The organism is Bradyrhizobium sp. T-1 (assembly GCF_053592855.1).
The window spans coordinates 7,879,636-7,898,646 of record NZ_CM132115.1; the positions used below are offsets into that span (position 1 = coordinate 7,879,636).

23 protein-coding genes are annotated in these 19,011 nt (G+C 64.2%); 7 read left to right on the plus strand and 16 right to left on the minus strand.

What is annotated here, in order from left to right; translation table 11 throughout:
• Positions 1-18: 18 nt before the first annotated feature.
• Positions 19-1,683 carry an MFS transporter gene (locus ACWAT4_RS37640; protein ID WP_212302897.1) on the plus strand — a complete coding sequence of 555 codons (1,665 nt, stop codon included), beginning with the start codon at positions 19-21 and terminating at the stop codon, positions 1,681-1,683.
• Positions 1,684-1,755: 72 nt separating this feature from the next.
• On the opposite strand, the gene ACWAT4_RS37645 is transcribed toward ACWAT4_RS37640, so the two are convergent.
• Complete coding sequence (locus ACWAT4_RS37645; protein ID WP_212302731.1) at positions 1,756-2,229, minus strand: secondary thiamine-phosphate synthase enzyme YjbQ; 474 nt, start codon at positions 2,227-2,229, stop codon at positions 1,756-1,758.
• Positions 2,230-2,278: 49 nt separating this feature from the next.
• Entirely contained in the window at positions 2,279-2,812 is a 534-nt protein-coding gene (locus ACWAT4_RS37650) for a hypothetical protein (protein ID WP_212302732.1), read from the minus strand.
• A gap of 385 nt (positions 2,813-3,197) precedes the next feature.
• Here ACWAT4_RS37650 and ACWAT4_RS37655 point away from each other — a divergent pair, with 385 nt between their 5' ends.
• The 5 genes from ACWAT4_RS37655 to ACWAT4_RS37675 all read left to right on the plus strand — a co-directional run bounded on the left by ACWAT4_RS37655 (position 3,198) and on the right by ACWAT4_RS37675 (position 5,833).
• Positions 3,198-3,572 (plus strand): AtpZ/AtpI family protein, encoded by a 375-nt coding sequence (locus ACWAT4_RS37655; protein ID WP_212302733.1) that lies wholly within the window; start codon positions 3,198-3,200, stop codon positions 3,570-3,572.
• A 112-nt stretch (positions 3,573-3,684) separates the two neighbouring features.
• A complete protein-coding gene (locus ACWAT4_RS37660; protein ID WP_212302734.1) occupies positions 3,685-4,434 on the plus strand; it encodes a F0F1 ATP synthase subunit A in 750 nt (249 codons plus the stop codon).
• Between the two features lie 53 nt (positions 4,435-4,487).
• Complete coding sequence (locus ACWAT4_RS37665) at positions 4,488-4,718, plus strand: F0F1 ATP synthase subunit C (RefSeq protein ID WP_007599451.1); 231 nt, start codon at positions 4,488-4,490, stop codon at positions 4,716-4,718.
• Between the two features lie 60 nt (positions 4,719-4,778).
• The gene (locus ACWAT4_RS37670) at positions 4,779-5,342 is read left to right on the plus strand and encodes a F0F1 ATP synthase subunit B (RefSeq protein ID WP_212302735.1); all 564 of its coding nucleotides are present in this window, start codon (positions 4,779-4,781) and stop codon (positions 5,340-5,342) included.
• Positions 5,343-5,347: 5 nt separating this feature from the next.
• Entirely contained in the window at positions 5,348-5,833 is a 486-nt protein-coding gene (locus ACWAT4_RS37675; RefSeq protein WP_212302736.1) for a F0F1 ATP synthase subunit B family protein, read from the plus strand.
• Between the two features lie 18 nt (positions 5,834-5,851).
• On the opposite strand, the gene ACWAT4_RS37680 is transcribed toward ACWAT4_RS37675, so the two are convergent.
• From ACWAT4_RS37680 to ACWAT4_RS37705, 6 genes are all read right to left on the minus strand, one after another.
• On the minus strand, positions 5,852-5,986 hold the full coding sequence (locus ACWAT4_RS37680; protein ID WP_283815637.1) for a hypothetical protein: 135 nt from the start codon (positions 5,984-5,986) through the stop codon (positions 5,852-5,854).
• 22 nt (positions 5,987-6,008) lie between these two features.
• Positions 6,009-6,659, minus strand: a complete 651-nt coding sequence (locus ACWAT4_RS37685; protein WP_212302737.1) for a hypothetical protein — start codon at positions 6,657-6,659, stop codon at positions 6,009-6,011.
• A 135-nt stretch (positions 6,660-6,794) separates the two neighbouring features.
• Entirely contained in the window at positions 6,795-7,382 is a 588-nt protein-coding gene (locus ACWAT4_RS37690; RefSeq protein WP_094973334.1) for a GNAT family N-acetyltransferase, read from the minus strand.
• Between the two features lie 36 nt (positions 7,383-7,418).
• On the minus strand, positions 7,419-8,708 hold the full coding sequence (locus ACWAT4_RS37695) for a M16 family metallopeptidase (RefSeq protein WP_212302738.1): 1,290 nt from the start codon (positions 8,706-8,708) through the stop codon (positions 7,419-7,421).
• Positions 8,705-10,123, minus strand: coding sequence for a threonine synthase (gene thrC, locus ACWAT4_RS37700; protein WP_212302739.1), 1,419 nt, complete (start codon positions 10,121-10,123; stop codon positions 8,705-8,707). The genes ACWAT4_RS37695 and thrC overlap by 4 nt, the downstream gene beginning before the upstream one ends.
• 525 nt (positions 10,124-10,648) lie before the next feature.
• Positions 10,649-11,293 carry a response regulator transcription factor gene (locus tag ACWAT4_RS37705; protein WP_212302740.1) on the minus strand — a complete coding sequence of 215 codons (645 nt, stop codon included), beginning with the start codon at positions 11,291-11,293 and terminating at the stop codon, positions 10,649-10,651.
• An 85-nt stretch (positions 11,294-11,378) separates the two neighbouring features.
• Between ACWAT4_RS37705 and ACWAT4_RS37710 the strand changes: the two genes are divergently transcribed.
• Positions 11,379-12,716 carry a histidine kinase gene (locus ACWAT4_RS37710; protein WP_449731314.1) on the plus strand — a complete coding sequence of 446 codons (1,338 nt, stop codon included), beginning with the start codon at positions 11,379-11,381 and terminating at the stop codon, positions 12,714-12,716.
• Positions 12,717-12,801: 85 nt separating this feature from the next.
• Here the strand turns inward: ACWAT4_RS37710 and ACWAT4_RS37715 are convergent, their stop codons facing one another.
• The 8 genes from ACWAT4_RS37715 to ctaD all read right to left on the minus strand — a co-directional run bounded on the left by ACWAT4_RS37715 (position 12,802) and on the right by ctaD (position 18,975).
• Positions 12,802-13,167 carry a nuclear transport factor 2 family protein gene (locus tag ACWAT4_RS37715; RefSeq protein WP_212302742.1) on the minus strand — a complete coding sequence of 122 codons (366 nt, stop codon included), beginning with the start codon at positions 13,165-13,167 and terminating at the stop codon, positions 12,802-12,804.
• A gap of 108 nt (positions 13,168-13,275) precedes the next feature.
• Complete coding sequence (locus ACWAT4_RS37720) at positions 13,276-14,040, minus strand: SURF1 family protein (protein WP_212447033.1); 765 nt, start codon at positions 14,038-14,040, stop codon at positions 13,276-13,278.
• Positions 14,037-14,438 (minus strand): DUF983 domain-containing protein, encoded by a 402-nt coding sequence (locus ACWAT4_RS37725; protein WP_212426017.1) that lies wholly within the window; start codon positions 14,436-14,438, stop codon positions 14,037-14,039. Before ACWAT4_RS37725 ends, ACWAT4_RS37720 begins: the two co-directional genes overlap by 4 nt.
• Before the next feature lie 108 nt (positions 14,439-14,546).
• Positions 14,547-15,443 (minus strand): cytochrome c oxidase subunit 3, encoded by an 897-nt coding sequence (locus ACWAT4_RS37730; protein ID WP_212302745.1) that lies wholly within the window; start codon positions 15,441-15,443, stop codon positions 14,547-14,549.
• A 64-nt stretch (positions 15,444-15,507) separates the two neighbouring features.
• On the minus strand, positions 15,508-16,164 hold the full coding sequence (locus tag ACWAT4_RS37735) for a cytochrome c oxidase assembly protein (RefSeq protein ID WP_212302746.1): 657 nt from the start codon (positions 16,162-16,164) through the stop codon (positions 15,508-15,510).
• 5 nt (positions 16,165-16,169) lie between these two features.
• A complete protein-coding gene (locus tag ACWAT4_RS37740) occupies positions 16,170-16,334 on the minus strand; it encodes a CoxF protein (RefSeq protein WP_212302747.1) in 165 nt (54 codons plus the stop codon).
• 7 nt (positions 16,335-16,341) lie between these two features.
• Positions 16,342-17,286, minus strand: a complete 945-nt coding sequence (locus ACWAT4_RS37745; protein ID WP_212302748.1) for a heme o synthase — start codon at positions 17,284-17,286, stop codon at positions 16,342-16,344.
• 60 nt (positions 17,287-17,346) lie between these two features.
• Positions 17,347-18,975 carry a cytochrome c oxidase subunit I gene (ctaD, locus tag ACWAT4_RS37750; protein WP_212302749.1) on the minus strand — a complete coding sequence of 543 codons (1,629 nt, stop codon included), beginning with the start codon at positions 18,973-18,975 and terminating at the stop codon, positions 17,347-17,349.
• Positions 18,976-19,011: the final 36 nt, after the last annotated feature.

Genomic DNA, 19,011 nt, shown 5'->3' on the forward strand with positions numbered 1-19,011 from the left:
TCGGCACGATCGACCGGCATGACGAAGGATGAGCGGTTCGTCATCCTCGCATCGTCGCTCGGCACCGTCTTCGAGTGGTACGACTTCTATCTCTACGGGTCGCTGGCCGGCATCATCGGCACGCAGTTCTTCACCATCGCGGGCGCCGACGGCAAGCCGATGTTCGACCAGGCCACGCGCGACATCTTTGCGCTGCTGGCCTTCGCGGCAGGCTTCCTGGTCCGCCCGTTCGGCGCCATCGTGTTCGGCCGTGTCGGCGACATCGTCGGCCGCAAATACACCTTCCTCGTCACCATCCTGATCATGGGTCTGTCGACCTTCATCGTCGGCCTGTTGCCGGGTGCCGCGCAGATCGGCATTGCGGCGCCGATCACCCTGATCGGCCTGCGCCTGTTGCAAGGCCTCGCGCTCGGCGGTGAGTATGGCGGTGCGGCAACCTATGTCGCCGAGCATGCGCCGCAAGGCAAGCGCGGCTACTACACCTCATTCATCCAGACCACGGCAACGCTTGGCCTGTTCCTGTCGCTGCTGGTGATCCTGTTCACCCGCACCGCAACCGGCGAGGCCGCCTTTGCCGGTGCACCCGGCGCCTATTGGGGCGGTTGGCGTATTCCGTTCCTGGTGTCGGTCGCGCTGCTCGGCATCTCGGTCTGGATCCGTCTGCGCCTGAACGAATCGCCGGTGTTCCAGCGGATGAAGGAGGAAGGCAAGACGTCCAAGGCGCCGCTGACGGAAGCCTTCGCGAACTGGGCCAACGCCAAGATCGTGATCCTGGCGCTGCTCGGCCTGACCATGGGCCAGGCGGTGATCTGGTACACGGGACAGTTCTACGCGCTGTTCTTCCTGCAATCGATCCTGAAGGTCGACGGCTACACCGCCAACCTGCTGATCGCCTGGTCGCTGTTGCTCGGCACCGGCTTCTTCCTGGTGTTCGGCGCGCTGTCCGACCGGATCGGCCGCAAGCCGATCATCCTGGCGGGCTGCCTGATCGGCGCACTGACCCTGTTCCCGATCTTCAAGATGATCTCGAGCAACGCCAATCCGGCGCTGGAAAAGGCCTACGAGACGGTCAAGGTGCAGGTCGTCGCGGATCCCGCAGGCTGCGGCGATCTCTTCAACCCGGTCGGCACCCGCGTCTTCACCGCACCTTGCGACACGGCACGTGCCTTCCTCGCCCAGTCGTCGGTGAAATACTCGACCGTTCCGGGACCTGCCGGCGCGGTGAAGGTCGTCGTCAACGACAAGGAGGTGCCCTACACGGATGCCAAGACGTCAAACCCCGCGATCACGGCGGCGGTGCTGGCGGCGGGCTATCCGAAGGCGGGTGACGCCGGCATCGTCAAGATGTCGAACCCGCTCGACATCTTCCGTCCGCAGGTGGCGGCCCTCATCGGACTGCTGTTCATCCTCGTGATCTACGTCACCATGGTGTACGGCCCAATCGCGGCGATGCTGGTCGAACTGTTCCCGACCCGCATCCGCTACACCTCGATGTCGCTGCCTTATCACATCGGCAACGGCTGGTTCGGCGGCCTCCTGCCAGCGACCGCCTTCGCGATCACCGCATCGACCGGCGATATCTACTCCGGCCTGTGGTACCCGGTCGGCTTCGCGTTGATTACGGCTGTTGTCGGCTTCCTCTTCGTGCCTGAGACGAAGGACGTCGACATCACCAAGATGTAAGTCGCATCGCACGACGCAGACAAAACAGCCGGCCGCGGAGCGATCCGCGGCCGGTTTGCTTTTCCAGCAGCGCTACTTGTTGCTGCCAATGAATTGCAGCACGATTTCGCGCCGGTGCGGACGGGCGCGATGCTCGATCAGATAGATCGCCTGCCAGGTGCCGAGCGCGAGCCTGCCGCTAAGCACCGGCACATGCAGCGATGTCTGCGTCAGCATGGTCTTGATGTGCGCGGGCATGTCGTCGGGGCCCTCGGTATCATGAGTCCAGGGCACGTTTTCAGGCGCAAGACGCGCGAGTGCGGTGGTGAGATCGACGAGGACGGAAGGGTCGGCATTCTCCTGGATCGTCAGCGAGGCCGAGGTGTGGCGGATGAACAGTGTCAACGCGCCATCACCCGCGCGCGCCTCAGCGACAAATTTCGCAATCTCGCTGGTGAGATCGGTGAAGCTGCGACCGTTCGTCTGCACGGTCAGCAGCGACGAGACGATCGTGGTGGCTTGCACGGACGATGGCGCGGAACGCGTGACGGATTTGGCTGATGTCATCAGATGTCTCTCGTAGCCGTCGTCCTGGCGAAAGCCAGAGGACGACAACTCAAATCTTCCCCGACACGTCCTTCTGCACGCGGTTGGCCATGTCGATCAGCCGGCGCCAGGCCTTTTCGAGGAACGACATCATACGGTCCATGTCCTGGTCGCTCGGCAGCGGGATCTCGAGCTTGCGATCGCCCTCGGCGACCTTCGGTTCGGCCTTCTTCAGGGGATCGGATTTCGGCAGCGCCTCGTCGATCTTGCCGGAGACGGTCGGCCCGGCGGCGAGCTGCCCCTTGAGCTTCTCGACCTCGGCCTGGAGCCGGCCGATCTCGGCATCAAGCGCGGAGCGCTCGTCGGGCACGGCGTAGCAGGCCCAGCCGGCGTCGTTCTTGGTGCAGGTCGAGACCGTGCCGGTGCGGCTGTCGAGCCGCAGCACGCCCTCGGGGATTGGCGTCATGCTGTAGCGCCCGTTGTCGCCGTCGGGCGCCGATTGCGCGGCAACCAGACCGCCGCCAAAAGTCGTCACAGCAAGCGTCGTCACAGCGAGGATCGCCGCCGCAAGCCATGATGTTGTGGATGATTTCGCCGGTCTCATCGCGCTCTCCGCCACGCCGCGCAGGCTGGCACATGCTCAGAATTCTACACCCCGGCGGTCGGCGGCGCATCGCCGGTCCGCTTGAATCCGCCACCAAAAATGAGCCTGCGAAATCAACGGTAGCCGCAGTCTGTTTGATCCCGCCAGCAGAGCAAAATGTCGGCCATATCGGCGGATCGCGCGGAGAGCTGCTGCGGTGCGGCGTCACGCTGTGTGCAGCGCTGACGTGCAAGACAATATCTCCAATCAAATCAGATACATAATCGAACACGACGCGATCGTGACTTGGCTTGACTTGATTATGTGCGGTCAGTATGGTCCGCGCGGCTTTTGAGGGTGGCGGGCGTAATTTCCATTCAACCGCAGCGTTTCGGGTCTTCGTGGCATGGCTCAAGACACGGGACACAGCGAGAATGGAGATCGCGATAGATCGCCCGAGGAAGCTGCGCTTTCCGAACGGCTCGGTAATCTTGATCAGCGGTTGTCCGAATTTCGCGACCGCCACGTCAAGACCGAGCAACCCGCAGGTGACGGTGAAGACGGAGCGGCCAGAGCCTCGGCGATGGCGCTTGGTTTTCGGTTATCCTCCGAGTTGATCGCCGGGGTCGTTGTCGGAGCGGGGATTGGCTGGGGGTTCGACCGCTTGCTGTCGACGTCGCCTTTCGGATTTATCGTGTTCACGCTGCTGGGCTTCGTGGCCGGCGTGGTGAACGTGGTGAGAACGGCGGGCGCGGGTCAAAACAGGCGCGGTGGTTCTTAAGCCGATCCGACCAGGAGAGGAATTGTCGCGCCGGCTTCGCCGGTGCGGGCCGGCCCGCACCGGCAGACCGAGACACGCCGGCTAGCCCGGCAGACCAAGAGATGCCGCGCCGATGAAAATCGATCCGATCCACCAGTTCAACATCGAGCCTCTCTTCACGATCGGCCATATCGGCAATCACACGATCGCCTTCACCAATTCATCGCTCTACATGCTGGTGGCCGTCGCGATCATCTCGATCCTGATGCTTGCCAGCGGCACCCAGCTGGTTCCCGGGCGCCTGCAGTCGGTCGCCGAAATCTCCTACGAGTTCGTCGCCTCGACCATCCGCTCGACGGCCGGCTCGGAAGGCATGAAGTTCTTCCCGCTGATCTTCTCGCTGTTCATGTTCATCTGTGTCTCGAACCTGGTCGGCATCATCCCCTATACCTTCACGATCTCGAGCCACCTGATCGTGACCGCGGCGCTCGCGCTTTTGGTGTTCTTCACCGTCCTGATCTACGGCGTCGCCAAGAACGGCCTGAAATTCTTCTCGATCTTCGTGCCGCACGGCGTCCCCGGCTACATCCTGCCGCTGGTGATGTTCATCGAGATCCTGTCGTTCTTCCTGCGGCCGGTCTCCCACAGCGTCCGTCTGTTCGCCAACATGCTGGCCGGCCACATCGCGCTGAAGGTGTTCGCGGGCTTCGTCGCCATGCTCGGCTTCTCGCTCGGCGCGCTGGGCTGGGTCGGCGGCGTGCTGCCGCTCGCGCTCACGATCGCCCTGTACGCCCTCGAGATCCTGGTCGCGTTCCTGCAAGCCTATGTGTTTGCGATCCTGACCTGCATCTACCTCAACGACGCCATTCATCCGGGACACTAAGCGGTCCGGGGAATTTCCACCCAAAACCCAATCTTTCTTCCAAGGAGTCTAAAATGGATCCGGCAGCAGCAAAACTTATCGGCGCGGGCATCGCATGCATCGGCATGGGCGGCGCAGGCGTCGGCGTGGGCGTGATCTTCGGCAACTACCTCGCCGCAGCCGTCCGCAATCCGTCGGCTGCTCAGGGCCAGTTCGGCAACCTGATCTTCGGCTTCGCCGTGACCGAAGCGCTCGGCATTTTCTCGCTGCTGATCGCACTGCTGCTGCTGTTCGTTCCGCTCTGAGGACGAATTTTCGCGCCGCTTCAACCGAAGCGGCGCGCAGGACGGCAACAGGAGTAATCCATGGCTGAGAGTCATGGCGGGGCGAAAAGTCCGGCGGCGGGCGCCCACACCGAGACCGAAGGCGGTCACGGTGGCGGTTTTCCGCCGTTCGAGAGCAGCACCTATGCTTCGCAGCTGGTGTGGCTCGCGATCTTCTTCGTCGCGCTTTACGTGATCGTGTCCAAGCTTGCTCTGCCGAAGGTCGGCGGTGCGATCGAGGCGCGTCAGAACAAGATCGAGGGTGACCTCGCCGAGGCGCAGAAGCTGAAGGATCAGTCCGAGGCGGCGCTGAAGGCCTATGAAGGCGAGCTCGCTTCGGCGCGTTCGCGGGCGCAGGCGATCGGCAACGAATCCCGAGACAAGGCAAATGCGCAGGCGGAAGCCGAGCGCAAGGCGCTGGAAGAGCAACTGGCGGCCAAGCTCGCCGAGGCGGAGAAGACTATCGCCTCGACCCGCGCGACCGCCATGGGCAACGTCCGCGGCATCGCGGCCGATGCGGCAGGCACCATCGTGCAGCAGCTCACCGGCGTGGTTCCGGACGCGGCGTCGGTCAATGCCGCCGTTGATGCGTCCTTGAAGGGTTAGTCGATATGTTCTTCGATCCTGAAACCTGGGTCGCCATAGCCTTCGTGATCCTGATGGTGGTGTTCGGCTATCTCGGGGTCTTCAAGAAGGCGATGGTTGCGCTCGACCATCGCGCCGACCGCATCAAGGCCGAGCTCGACGACGCGACGCGCCTCAAGCAGGAAGCCGCCAAGGTGCTTGCCGACTACAAGGCGCGCACCGCCACGGCCGAGCGCGAGGCTGCCGACATCATCGCCAACGCCAAGTCCGAAGCAGAGCGCATCGCGACCGAGGCCAAGGCGAAGGTGGAAGACTTCGTCGCCCGGCGTACCAAGACCGCGGAGAGCAAGATCGCGCTCGCCGAGGCCCAGGCGCTCGCCGACGTCCGTGCGGCAGCCGCGGAAGCCGCCGTCCAGGCCGCCTCCACGATCCTGTCGCAGTCGGTCAAGGGCCAGGTTGCCGACGATCTGCTCGCCAAGGGCATCACCGAGGTTCGCCAGAAGCTGAACTGAGGACAGACGCCTCACCGATCAAAAAGCCGGCGCGGTGAGCGCCGGCTTTTTTGTTTGGCTGGATATTTTCTCATCGTCATGCCCTGGCTTGTTCGGGGCATCCACGTCTTGGCCGCCAAAAAGAGCGTGGATGGCCGGGACAAGCCCGGCCATGACGGCTGAATTCCTCAATGCGCTACTTCTTCTTCCGCGCTCTCGGTTCCGGCGCGAGCGCCTGCGGGTCAAAGCCGACATAGAAGATGTAGGAATCGGCAACCGCGGCCGACGGCACCGGATAGGACAAGTCCTCGGCGACGAAGGTGAAGGGCGCGCTGCCGCCCTCCGACATCCCGACGGTGGTCCGGTAGGCTTTCGAGGCGATCACCTTCTCGCCGACGCCGCCCTGCACGACGGCGACGCGGATCGGCACCTCCACGGTCGCCGGTGCACCGGCGGGCCCCGCGATCACGCGGCCCTGGATGCCGATACGCGCGGTGATCTCGCCACCGTTGCGGACACACTCACGCGCCATCTTGGTGATCGAGGCCTGGAAGCGCACGTCGTTGCCGACGGCCGGCTTGCCCGTCGCCCCGACACCATAGGTCGACGCTCCGGCGCGCACCGTGACTTGCGGGCAATCGATCTCGTCATCGGCCGCAGGCTGCCCCGGCGCAGGCGCCGGCTTGGACTCGGCGGGTTCGTCGGATTTGCCGCCGAACAGGCTCTTGAAGCGGTCGGTCAGCGACTGCGCCGCAACCGGCGAGACGGAGGCGAACGACACCGACAGCGCCAGCGCGATCACCGGACCCCGCCGCAGCGCCTTCCGCAATGATCGAAGCTCCCTCATGAACGGCAATACTCCATGACAAACACCCCGGCCGATCGGCCGGCTTGCGCGGGTTATATCGCCAAAATCGGCGATCCCAAGGCGAGAAAACCAGGCAGGAAAAAAGGCTGACCTCCAGGAGCTCGGAGACCCGGCTCAGCCGCGGAAATCCTCGTGCAGCAGGCCGAACAGCAGATGGTCCTGCCAGACCCCGTTGATGCAGAGATAACGGCGCGCCAGCCCTTCGCGGGAGAAGCCGCACTTCTCCAGCACCCGGATCGACGGCGCATTGGTGGGGATGCAGGCCGCCTCGACGCGGTGCAAATTGAGCTCGCCGAACAGTGTCGGCAGCAGCACCCGCAGCGCGGCCGTCATGTAACCGCGATGGGCGTGGGGCTGGCCGACCCAGTATCCGATGGTGCCGGCCTGGACGATGCCGCGCCGGACATTCGCGAGCGTGATGCCGCCGACCATGGCGCCATCGAGTTCGCGGAAGACCAGAAACGGATAGGAACGGTCCGCGGCAATGTCCTCAGAATAGCGGCGCAGGCGGCGGCGAAAGCCGGACCGGGTCAGGTCGTCCGACGGCCAGATCGGCTCCCACGGTGTCAGGTAGTCGCGGCTGGTCTCGCGCAAGTGCGCCCACTGCAAGAAGTCCGACATCTGCGGCGCGCGCAGCAACAGGCCGTTGCCGCGAGGGGCGAGAGCAGCAGGTCCACTGGATGGCAGGCGAAAGAGGGCCATGGTGATGCTTCCCGGGGGGCGTCCGTTGCGCGGCTCCTAGTGCAGCCGCGCCTTGGCACGCGCCCGGGTTAATCCTTCCGCAAAAGACACCGCCGTGTCCAGACCCCTGCCGCTGCCCAATGCGACAACTGCAGGGCGGCTACGCGAAAGCAGCGCACGCGCCGCATCGCGCGTGGATTCGACGCTGACGGCGTCGATCCGGGCCACCAGCTCCTGCACCGTCTGCGGCCGTCCATAGGCCAGGACGTGCCGGGCGAGCTGTTCCGCGCGCGACGAGCAGCTCTCAAGCGCCATCAACAGGCCCGCCTTCATCTGCGCCTTGGCGCGAGCGATCTCTGCCTCGGTCAGGGTCTCGACCGAATCATTCATGATGTCGACCACGACTTCCATCATTTCCGGCGCGTCGGCCGGATCGGTACCGGTGTAGAGGCCGAAGAAACCGGTGTCGGTATAGGGTGCGTGGAAGGAGTAGATGGAGTAGCAGAGGCCGCGCTTCTCGCGCACCTCCTGGAACAGCCGCGACGACATTCCGCCGCCGAGGATGTTGGTGAAGACCTGGAGCGAGAACAGCGACAAATCGGTCTGCGGCACGCCTTCCAGCGCCAGCGTCAGATGGGCCTGCTCGAGCTCGCGATGCACGACCTTGGCGCCGCCCTTGCCGAACTGGGCAACCTGCGGTTTCGGCCCCGGCGTCGCATCAAAACTTGCAAAACGCTTCTCGACCTCGGCTACGACTTGGCTGTGATCGACGGCGCCGGCCGCCGCCACCACCATGTCGGGGCCGCGGTAGTGCGTCGAGAGATAGTCGCGCAGCGAGTCGCGGTTGAAGGCGCGCAAGGTCTTGGCGGTGCCGAGCAGCGAGCGCCCCATCGGCTGGTCGGGATAGCAGAGCTCATTGAGATGCTCGAACACGACGTCGTCGGGCGTGTCCTGGGCCGCGCCGATCTCCTGCACGATGACGTTCTTCTCGCGCTCGAGCTCGTCGGGCTCGAAGGCGGGATTGGCCAGGATATCGGCGAGCACGTCGAGCGCCAGCGGCACGTCGGCCTTCATCACTCGGGCATAATAGGATGTCGTCTCGGTCGAGGTGCCGGCATTGAGGTCGCCGCCGACCGCCTCGATCTCCTCCACGATCTCGCGCGAGGAGCGCCCGGTCGTGCCTTTGAACGCCATATGCTCGAGCAGGTGCGAGATGCCATGCTCGTTCGGCTTCTCATCGCGGCCGCCGACGCCGGCCCAGACGCCGAGCGCGGCGGTCTCCAGCTGGGGCATGTTGTCCGTAACGACGGTCAGGCCGGAGGCAAGCTTGGAGATCTCGACGCTCATCCGGCAACTCCCTGTCTTGCGGCGCGGCTGACCGACAGTACAAACCGCTCCACCTCGCTCTGATCGTTCTTCATCACCTTCATATGTTCGGATTTGGTCATGAGGCCGTCGAGCCAGGCCGGCAGTTGCGGCCGCTGGCCGCAGGCGGCCGCCACGGCATCGGGGAATTTGGCGGGGTGCGCGGTGGAGAGCACGATGTTGGGCACGGTCGTGTCCGTGGTGTCGCGATCGGCGACCGCGAGGGCGACGGCCGTATGCGGATCGACGAGCTCGCCGGCCTCGCGCCAGGCGGCGCGGATCGCAGCCGCGGTTTCGGTCTCATCGGCGCGACCGGCGTCGAATTCCTCGCGGATCGCAGCGAGCGCGGCGTCGGGCAGGACGAAGCGCCCCGACTGTTTCAGAGAATCCATCAGCCGGCGCACGCTCGCCGCATCGCGCTTGCTTGCCTCGAACAGCAGCCGCTCGAAATTCGACGAGATCTGGATATCCATCGAGGGCGAGGCGGTGGCATGCACCTCGCGCACTTCGTAGATGCCGGTCTTGAGCGTGCGTGCGAGGATGTCATTGACGTTGGCGGCAATGCGCAGGGTCCGCACCGGAAGCCCCATGCGCTTGGCGACGTAGCCGGCAAAAATATCGCCGAAATTGCCGGTCGGCACGATGAAATCCACCGCGCGCGCCGGCGCGCCGGCGGCAACCGCCGAGGTGAAATAATAGACCACCTGCGCGACGATGCGCGCCCAGTTGATGGAATTGACGCCGGACAGCGACGTCGCATCGCGGAAGCGATGGTTGTTGAACATCCCTTTCACGAGCGCCTGGCAGTCGTCGAAATTGCCCTCGATGGCGAGCGCGTGGACGTTGGCGGCCCCCGTCGTCGTCATCATGCGCTGCTGCACCTCGGAGATGCGCTTGTGCGGAAACAGCACGATGAGGTCGACATTCTCCAGACCCGCGAAGGCTTCGACCGCGGCGCCGCCGGTGTCGCCAGACGTTGCGACCACGATGGTGGTGCGCTGGCCGCGCTTGGCGAGCACATGGTCCATCAGCCGCGAGATCAGCTGCATCGCCACGTCCTTGAACGCGAGCGTCGGGCCGTGGAACAGCTCCAGCACGAATTGATGCGGTGACATCTGGCGCAGCGGCACCACCGCCGGATGGCGGAAGGTGGCATAGGCCTCGTTCGCCATGCGGCCGAGCTCGGCGTCCGAGATCTCGCCGCCGACGAAGGGCCGGATGATTTCGACTGCGACTTCCCAATAGGGGCGACCAAAGAAGCCGGCGATGGTCTCGGCCGAGAGCTGCGGCCAGGTCACCGGCACATACAGGCCGCCGTCGCGGGCAAGCCCAGTCAGCATCACGTCGCAGAAGCCAAGCTCAGGGGCCTCGCCCCGGGTCGAAATATAACGAGTCAAACTGCCCTCCAAAGGCCGGCTCAGCCAAATCGGCGCCTTAAGCCTTTGATTTCACGATGTTCCTAGTCCGCGGCCAGAGGCCTCCGGCACCATAGAGTGTTTTGCGGGGCGGCACCATGCCCAACGAAAAAGGGCTGCGGCGATGCCGCAGCCCTCTCTTGGAAGGTCTGTCGTTGATGTGTGCAGACCCGGTTTTCCGCGTTGGGGCGCCTTCCCCCGAAGATCGTGGGTCGAGCTATCGTCACCTGTCACGAGATCGTCAAGATCAAAACGGTCCGCTGGCGCCAAATGTTCCTGTTTTTCCCGGCATGCCCCAGCGTCCCGACCGTCAAACTGCCCGCCGCGCGGCCTCAATGCCGCATTTTCCCAAGCTGCTGCATCGAGCCAGGAACGAACGCGTCGGCGGCCCATTGTGACGGCGGATCGGATCCGCCGTCTTCCACGCATTGCCCGGAGGCGCGGCGGGGCCGGTTCGTCGGCCGGACCGGCTGCACATCCTGGAGCAGCCGGTTCGGTCCTTGACGGTCAATTCATCCCGATTTCCACCGCGATCCGGATCAGATCGGAGTGGTTCTTGGCCCCTAACTTCTGCTTGAGCAGCGAGGTGGTGTTGGCGACCGTCTTGTAGGAGATGCCGAGCGCCCCGGCGACCTCGACGATCTTGTTGCCGCGTCCGAGCAGGCGGAGAATCTCGAGCTCCCGCGGCGTCATCTGCGAGGCCGGGTTGGCCTTGATCGCAGCGCCCGAGAACGTCACGGCCTCGGCCAGTTGGGGGGAGATGAAATTATCGCCTGCAACCACCTTGCGCACAGCCTTGAGCAGGATCCGGGGATCGTCGCCCTTGGAGACATAGCCCTGCGCCCCGAGCTCCACCGCGCGGACCACGAAGGCCGGATCGTCGTTCATGCTGAACATGATGATCTTGGCGTCCGGATCGTCCTTGCGGATCCGGCGCATCAACTCGAAGCCGGAGACGTCGGGCAGGCTGATGTCGATCACCGTCACATCGGGACGCTTGCTGATATAGGCCCGGTGCCCGGATTTGGCGTCGCTCGCCTCGTCGATGCGGATCGACTGGTCGGACGCAAACAGGGTGCGACACCCTGATAGCACCACGGGATGGTCGTCGACGATCAGGACTTTGGTCGCCGGCTTGGCGGTATCTTGCATCGCGCGCTCTCTGTTTTTTGACTCATAGACCGACGGGAACAAATGGAAAGAGAAAATCCCGCCAATGCGCGTTAGAATTGACCTAATGTGGCAGCGGCTCTCGTTCAGAACCCAACTATTTCTTCCGCTCGGCTTGAGCTTTCTCGCCGCGCTGGCCATGGGCGGCGTCCTGCTCCAGACATTTGCGACAGGTCAGCTGGCCGACGAGAGCGAGCCGGGACGGCGCTCGGCACAGACGATCGCTGTCGCGCTCAACAGCGCTCTCGGCGCCTCGGATAATCCACGGAAGGTGCTCGACGCCTTCGTCCATTCCCTGGATCCCTCCTCAGATATTCAATTCCGGCCCGTGGAAGCCGGTTCTGTGCCCTCTGCGAAGGACAGCCTGCAGGGCGTGCATGGCGTGCCGCAATGGTTCGTGGGCCTGATCGCCATCCCGGACATGAACGCGGCCTCTCCTGTCATGATCGACAGCAGGCACGTCGGCGACATCTTGTTTATGCCCGACCTGTCGGCCGATCTGTTCGAGAAATGGATCGGCTTTCTCGCATTGATGGGCGTCATTGCGGTGCTGATGGTGCTGACCGGAACGACCACCTATGTCTTCGCAGGATCCGCATTGCGGTCCTTGCAAGATCTCGGCGCGGGCCTGACTCGCATCCGGCGCGGCGATTATGCGACGCCGATCCCGGTCGCAGGATCGCCGGAAATCCGGCAGAGCTGCGCGGAAGCCAATGCCCTCGCTGCGACGCTCGCGCAATTGAGCCAGGACAATCGCGATCTCTTGCATCGATTGGTGTCGCTCCAGGACAATGAGCGGCGCGACCTCGCCCGCGAGCTGCATGACGAGCTTGGCCCGCTGCTGTTCAGCATCCGCGCCGGCACGATCGCATTGAGCGACGCCTCGCCGCAGACGGGACACCTCGGCAACTCCGCGCAAGAGGTGATGCGATCGGTCGAAGCGCTCCAGCAAACCAACCGCCGCATCCTCGACCGGCTGCGGCCGCTCTACATCGAGGAATTGGGGCTCGAGGCCAGCGTGCAGACGCTGCTCCGAAATTTTCGCAGACAGGCGCCGCATATTGGCCTCTCCGCGACGATCGATCCTGATCTCAACGGCGTCGACGGGCCGCTGGCCCAGACCGTCTACCGCGTGATCCAGGAGGCCTTGACCAACGTGCTGCGCCACGCCGGGGCACGCAATGCCCATGTGGAGGCGGCGATCGCCGGCGATGCGCTCGCGGTCGAGGTCTCCGACGACGGCGGCGGCTTTCCCGCCGACAATGTCTTCGGCCGCGGCTTGACCGGCATGCATGAACGGGTGCGTGCGCTCAGCGGATCGTTGTCACTGCTGCGCGCGAATGAACGAACCTATGTGCGCTGTCGCCTGCCGGTAGGAATCGTGCGAGACGGGACGCCGCTTTAGGTTATTGCCGAGGCGGGATCTCCGCGCAAACGCGTTTCGCGTTTGTCGCGAGGGAAAACCGCTGCACGCTTTTCCTGATTATGCTCTAGCAGGCGCAGCCGTCGTGCGAGCCCTGCTGCGCCGGTTCGCACAGCGTGCTGTAGATCTTGCCTTCCGCGCTGAAGCGAAAGAATGCGCGGATGCGCAGCGCGCCTGCGACGGAATATTCGAGATCGATGCCGTGTTGCGCAGGCTGGATTTCCTCCAGGCCGAAGCCAGCCAAGGAGAAGGCGCTGAGTTTGGGTCCCCAATAGGTTTCGAGCTCGCGCCGGCCGCGATAGAGCTGCGTGCCGTTGCACGTACATTCCACCTCGCCGTCATCGGCATAGAGGTCGAGCAACGTCGCGAGGTCGCCCTTGCGGCAGGCATCCACCCAATCGACGACAAGTCCCATTTGATCGAAATCGCGCACGCCAGCAATCCTGTTTGCCGCGGAAAAATTCAGAGGCGGCTTAGGATCACCCTCGTGAATATGCGCTGAATAATAAAGCCCGGACGATACCGGGTTCGCACCGGGAACCTACGGAGCCGCGCCGCTCTGGCGGCGTGTCCTCACCCAGACGGCAAAGGCGATCAGCACGGCGCCGGCAAGCGCGAACCAGGTGATGGCGTATTGCAGATGGTCATCCTTCAAATGCACGTCGAGCGCCCCCGGACGCGGAATGCCGTTCTCGGGCGCCGGCTGCTCGAGATCGACATAGAACGGGGCGACCGCGCCCCAACGAAGCGTGCTTGCGATCGCCTGATGATCGCGCACGAACCACAGCCGCTTGTCGCGGTTCTCGGCCGGCGTGAGCCAGCCTGGCGCTTCCGGAAAGCGCAGATAGCCCGTGAGCGCGACGGGCGCGCCGGTGACGAGCTTCTTCACCGCGCGGTCCTCGACGCCGCGATCCTGCATGGTGTTCTCGACGAAGCCCGCGTCGATCACGACGATCTCACCGCCCGCCAGCCGTGCCGGCAGGAAGGCCCAGGTGCCGGGGCCGGAGGCATCCTTGCGCACCGCAGAACCGGACGAATAGACCATCGCATCCGGCAAGGCGGCATAGGTTGCGGTGAAGCTGACACGGCGAAATTCGTCGCGCGCAGGCGTCAGCACGGCCCATTGCGCAGGCGGCGGCAGTGCGACAGGTGCTGTCGCAAGACGTTCGGTGAGGGCTGCGATCAGTTCATGCTTGGCGGCGCGACGCTGCAATTGCCAGAGTCCGAGCGCGACGAAGGCTGCCGTCAGCAGGAGCGTGAACAGCATGAAGCCGGCCACGCGGGGCTTACGCGCCGTTTCGTTCATTTCGTGCGGTCGATCAGCCGGCCCGGCGCCGCCTTGTGGTGGAATTGCAATGCGATCAGCAGTGATTTCATGGAGCGTAACGGCAGAAGCGTGGTTGCGAGGATCAGCGGAAACCACAGCACGGCATGCAGCCAGAACGGCGGCTGGTACTTGACCTCGACCACGAGCGCGCAGCCGACCACGATCGCGCCGGCCAGCATGATGATGAAGATCGCCGGACCATCGCCGGCGTCGATGAAGGCGTAGTCCAGGCCGCAGCGGTTGCAGGACGGCGCGAGCGTCAGGAAGCCCGCATAGAGCTTGCCATCGCCGCAGCGCGGACATTTGCAGGCGAGCCCACGCAGCGCGCTTTGCAGGACGGTGGGCTGGGCTTCAGGCGTGCCGGCGGTTTCATTCATGGCGCAAGTCTATCACAGTTTCAGCGGAGGCCTTGGCTACTGGAATTGGCTAATGGAAAGCGAAAGGGCGACCCTGCGGCCGCCCTTTCTCAATCGATCTGTCGCGGTTCAGTGCGCGCCGTGGGCCATGGTCTCGGCGCCGTGTCCCCAGACATAGATGCACAGGAACAGGAACAGCCAGACCACGTCGACGAAGTGCCAGTACCATGCGGCGAACTCGAAGCCGAGATGCTGGGTCGGCGTGAAGTGGCCGGCATAGGCGCGCGCCAGGCACACGATCAGGAAGATGGTACCGACCAGCACGTGGAAACCGTGGAAACCGGTCGCCATGAAGAAGGTGGCGCCATAGACGTTGCCGCCGAAGGAGAATGCCGCGTGGCTGTACTCATAGGCCTGCACACAAGTGAAGGTCGCGCCCAGCAGCACGGTGAGGATCAGGCCGTACTTCAGGCCCTGACGATCGTTCTCGAGCAGCGCGTGATGCGCCCAGGTGACCGTGGTGCCTGATGTGAGCAGGATCAGCGTGTTGAGCAGCGGCAGATGCCAGGGATCGAAGGTCTCGATGCCATGCGGCGGCCAGGTGCCCGGCACCGAGCAGGCGCCGGCGGCAGTGCCGAGTCCGCAACCGAACACGGCGTCGCGGGTGGCGTGGACAGCGTCGGCCGGGAACAGCGCCGCGTTGAAATAGGCCCAGAACCAGGCGACGAAGAACATCACCTCGGAAGCGATGAACAGGATCATGCCGTAGCGGTGGTGCAGCTGCACGACCCGGGTGTGGTCGCCCTTGTACTGGGCTTCCTTGATCACGTCGCCCCACCAACTCGCCATGGTGTAGAGCACGCCCACCGTGCCGACGCCGAACACGATCGGAGCGGCCGAGAACATGTGGTGCATCCAGGAGATCGCGCCGACCGCCATGATGAAGGCCGAGACGGAGCCGACCGCCGGCCACGGAGAGGGATCGACCAGATGGTAGTCGTGATGCTTGCCTTGCGCGGTAGCCATTGCGGTCTGTCTCCTCAATCCCGTGCCTGTCCGGCACTTATCCCCTTAGTCCAACCCCTGAGCGTCAACCCGGCGGCTGGAGATTTCCCTTGCGTTTGTCGTCATCACCGGATGCGAGCGGCTTCACCACCGGATCCTTCACCGGATAGAACGTGTAGGACAGCGTGATCGTGCCCAGCCCGTCATTGTCATGATCGTCGACGATCGACGGATCGACGTAGAACACCACAGGCATCTCGCGCTTCTCGCCGGGCGCCATGGTCTGCTCGGTGAAGCAGAAGCAGTTGATCTTCTGGAAGTAGGACCCGACTGTCAGCGGCGCGACGTTGTAGGCAGCCTGCCCTGAGGTGGTTCGCGCAGCCTGGTTGGTCACGGTGTAATAGATCGTGGTGACCTGGCCGATATTGACCTCGACCTCGGTCTGCTCCGGCTCGAACTTCCAGGGCAGGCCGGGCGCGACATTGGAATCGAACCGCACCGCGATCTTGCGCGCGATCGGGCCGGTGGTGGGCGCCGAGGTCGCGACCTGGGTCGTGCCGTTGAAGCCGGTGGCGCGGCAGAACCAGTTGTAGAACGGCACCGCGGCGTAGGACGCACCGACCATCAGCGCGACCACGCCGCCGCAGATCGAAGCGACCAGCACATCGCGGCCCAAGCCCCCTGAACGGCCTTTGCTGGCCGTTCGGCTCTGATCCCGCGATATGGTCGGCTTCTGATCCATCTCTGTCATATCGGCCGAACTAAGACCCCCGGTCCCTTGACCATGGTGACGGCGAAAAACAAGACAACGAGCACGCCGAGCGCGAGCGCGATCGCAATCGAGCGCTGGCGACGGCTCTTCTTCTGCGCCTCGGTGAGGACGATTCCATCTGGCTCGGGTTTGTCAGCCATTCCTGCCTCATGCGCCCCCAACCATCGGAGCAAGCGCCCGGACCACGACCTCGGCCAGCAAGGTCGCGAACAGCGCGAACAGATACAGGATCGAGAATGCAAACAGTTTTCGCGTCGCGCGCAGCGACTGGCTGCGCTCGCGGCGCATATAGACGTTGATCGCGAACACCAGCATGCCGGCGCCGAGCACCAGCGAGGTGATGCCGTAGATGGCGTCGAAATAGCCGAGCGCCCAGGGCGCCGCGGCCACCGCGATCAGCACGATGGTGTAGAGCAGGATCTGGAGACGGGTCGCATCGGGACCGGCGACATTGGGCAGCATCGGAATGCCGGCGCGGGCGTAGTCGTCCGAGCGGAACAGCGCCAGCGCCCAGAAGTGCGGCGGCGTCCAGAAGAAGATGATGGCGAACAGCAGCAGCGGCTCGACGTCGACCTTGCCGGTCACCGCGGCCCAGGCCACCACCGGCGGCAGCGCACCGGCGGCGCCGCCGATCACGATGTTCTGCGCAGTCCAGCGCTTCAGGCCCATCGTGTAGATCACGACGTAGAAGAAGATGGTGAAGGCGAGCAGCGCACCCGCGATCCAATTGACGAGGATGCCGAGCGTCATCACCGAGAAAAAGGCGAGCGTCATGCCGAACGCCATCGCCTCGGGCCGGGTGATGCGGCCGCGCGGGATCGGGCGGTTGGCGGTGCGCGACATCTTGGCGTCGATGTCGCCTTCGAGCGCCATGTTGAGCGCGCCCGACGCGCCCGCGCCGACGGCGATGCAGAGCAGCGAGGTGATCGCCAGCACCCAGTGGAAGTGTCCCGGCGCCATCGCCATCCCGACCAGCGCAGTGAAGATCACGAGCGACATCACCCGCGGCTTCAGCAGCGCGAGATAGTCGCCAACCTCCGCCTCGGAGATGCGGGGATTGATGTCGATAGCGTTCTGGTCGAGGACGGACACGAATTCAACTCGCTTCGTTACAGAGCCGCGGCGCCCGTCTCGGGCGCCGCGGAAATTGGCTTACTGCACGCGGGGCAGCACTTCGAACTGGTGGAAGGGCGGCGGCGAGGACAGCGTCCACTCCAGCGTGGTGGCGCCCGCACCCCAGGGATTGTCGCCCGCCGGAACCTTCTTCATGAAGGCGTCGAGCACGCAGTAGAGGAAGATCAGCACGCCGAAGCCGGAGATGTAGGAGCCGATCGACGAGATCAGGTTCCAGCCGGCGAACGCGTCCGGATAGTCGACATAGCGGCGCGGCATGCCCGACAGGCCGAGGAAATGCTGCGGGAAGAACACCAGGTTGACGCCGATGAAGGTGACCCAGAAGTGTGTCTTGGCGATCGACTCGTTGTACATGTAGCCCGTCATCTTCGGGAACCAGTAGTACCAGCCCGCGAAGATCGCGAACACCGCGCCGAGCGACAGCACGTAGTGGAAGTGCGCAACGACGTAGTAAGTCTCTTGCAGCACGCGATCGACGCCGGCATTCGCCAGCACGACACCGGTGACGCCGCCGACCGTGAACAGGAAGATGAAGCCCACCGCCCAGATCATCGGCGCGCGGAACTCGATCGAGCCGCCCCACATCGTGGCGATCCAGGAGAAGATCTTCACGCCGGTCGGAACCGCGATGACCATCGTGGCGGCGACGAAATAGGCCTGCGTCGCCGACGACATGCCGACCGTGTACATGTGATGCGCCCACACCACGAAGCCGATGCCGCCGATCGCGACCATGGCGTAGGCCATGCCGAGATAGCCGAACACGGGCTTGCGCGAGAAGGTGGAGACGATCTGGCTGATCATGCCGAAGCCGGGCAAGATCAGGATGTACACCTCGGGGTGACCGAAGAACCAGAACAGGTGCTGGAACAGCACGGGATCGCCGCCGCCGTCGGGCGCGAAGAAGGTCGTGCCGAAATTGCGGTCGGTAAGCAGCATGGTGATGGCGCCGGCAAGCACCGGCAGCGACAGCAGCAGCAGGAACACGGTCACCAGGATCGACCACACGAACAGCGGCATCTTGTGCAGGGTCATGCCCGGCGCGCGCATGTTGAAGATCGTGGTGATGAAGTTGATGGCGCCGAGGATCGACGAGGCGCCCGCCAGATGGAGCGACAGGATCGCGAAGTCGACGGCCGGACCGGGGTGACCGGTGCTCGACAGCGGCACATACATGGTCCAGCCGGCACCGACGCCGTTCGCGCCCGGCTCGCCCTCGACGAAGGTTGACATCAGCAGCAACCCGAAGGAGGCCGGCAGCAGCCAGAACGAGATGTTGTTCATGCGCGGGAACGCCATGTCGGGCGCACCGATCATCAGCGGCACGAACCAGTTGCCGAAGCCGCCGATCATCGCGGGCATGACCATGAAGAAGATCATGATCAGTCCGTGCGAGGTCACGAACACGTTATAAGTGTGCGTCTCGTGGAATATCTGCACGCCCGGGTACATCAACTCAGCACGGATCGCGACCGACATCGCGGCACCGATGATGCCGGCGATGACCGCGAAGATCAGGTACATCGTGCCGATGTCCTTGTGGTTGGTCGAATAGACGTAGCGCCGCCATCCGGTCGGATGGGCGTGCTCGTGGTCATGTCCGTGGTCTTGCGCGTGATCGCCGTGTGCCGCTGCGCTGGTTGCCATTTTCAAATCCTGCCTTGCGTCCCGTTCGGACCTTAT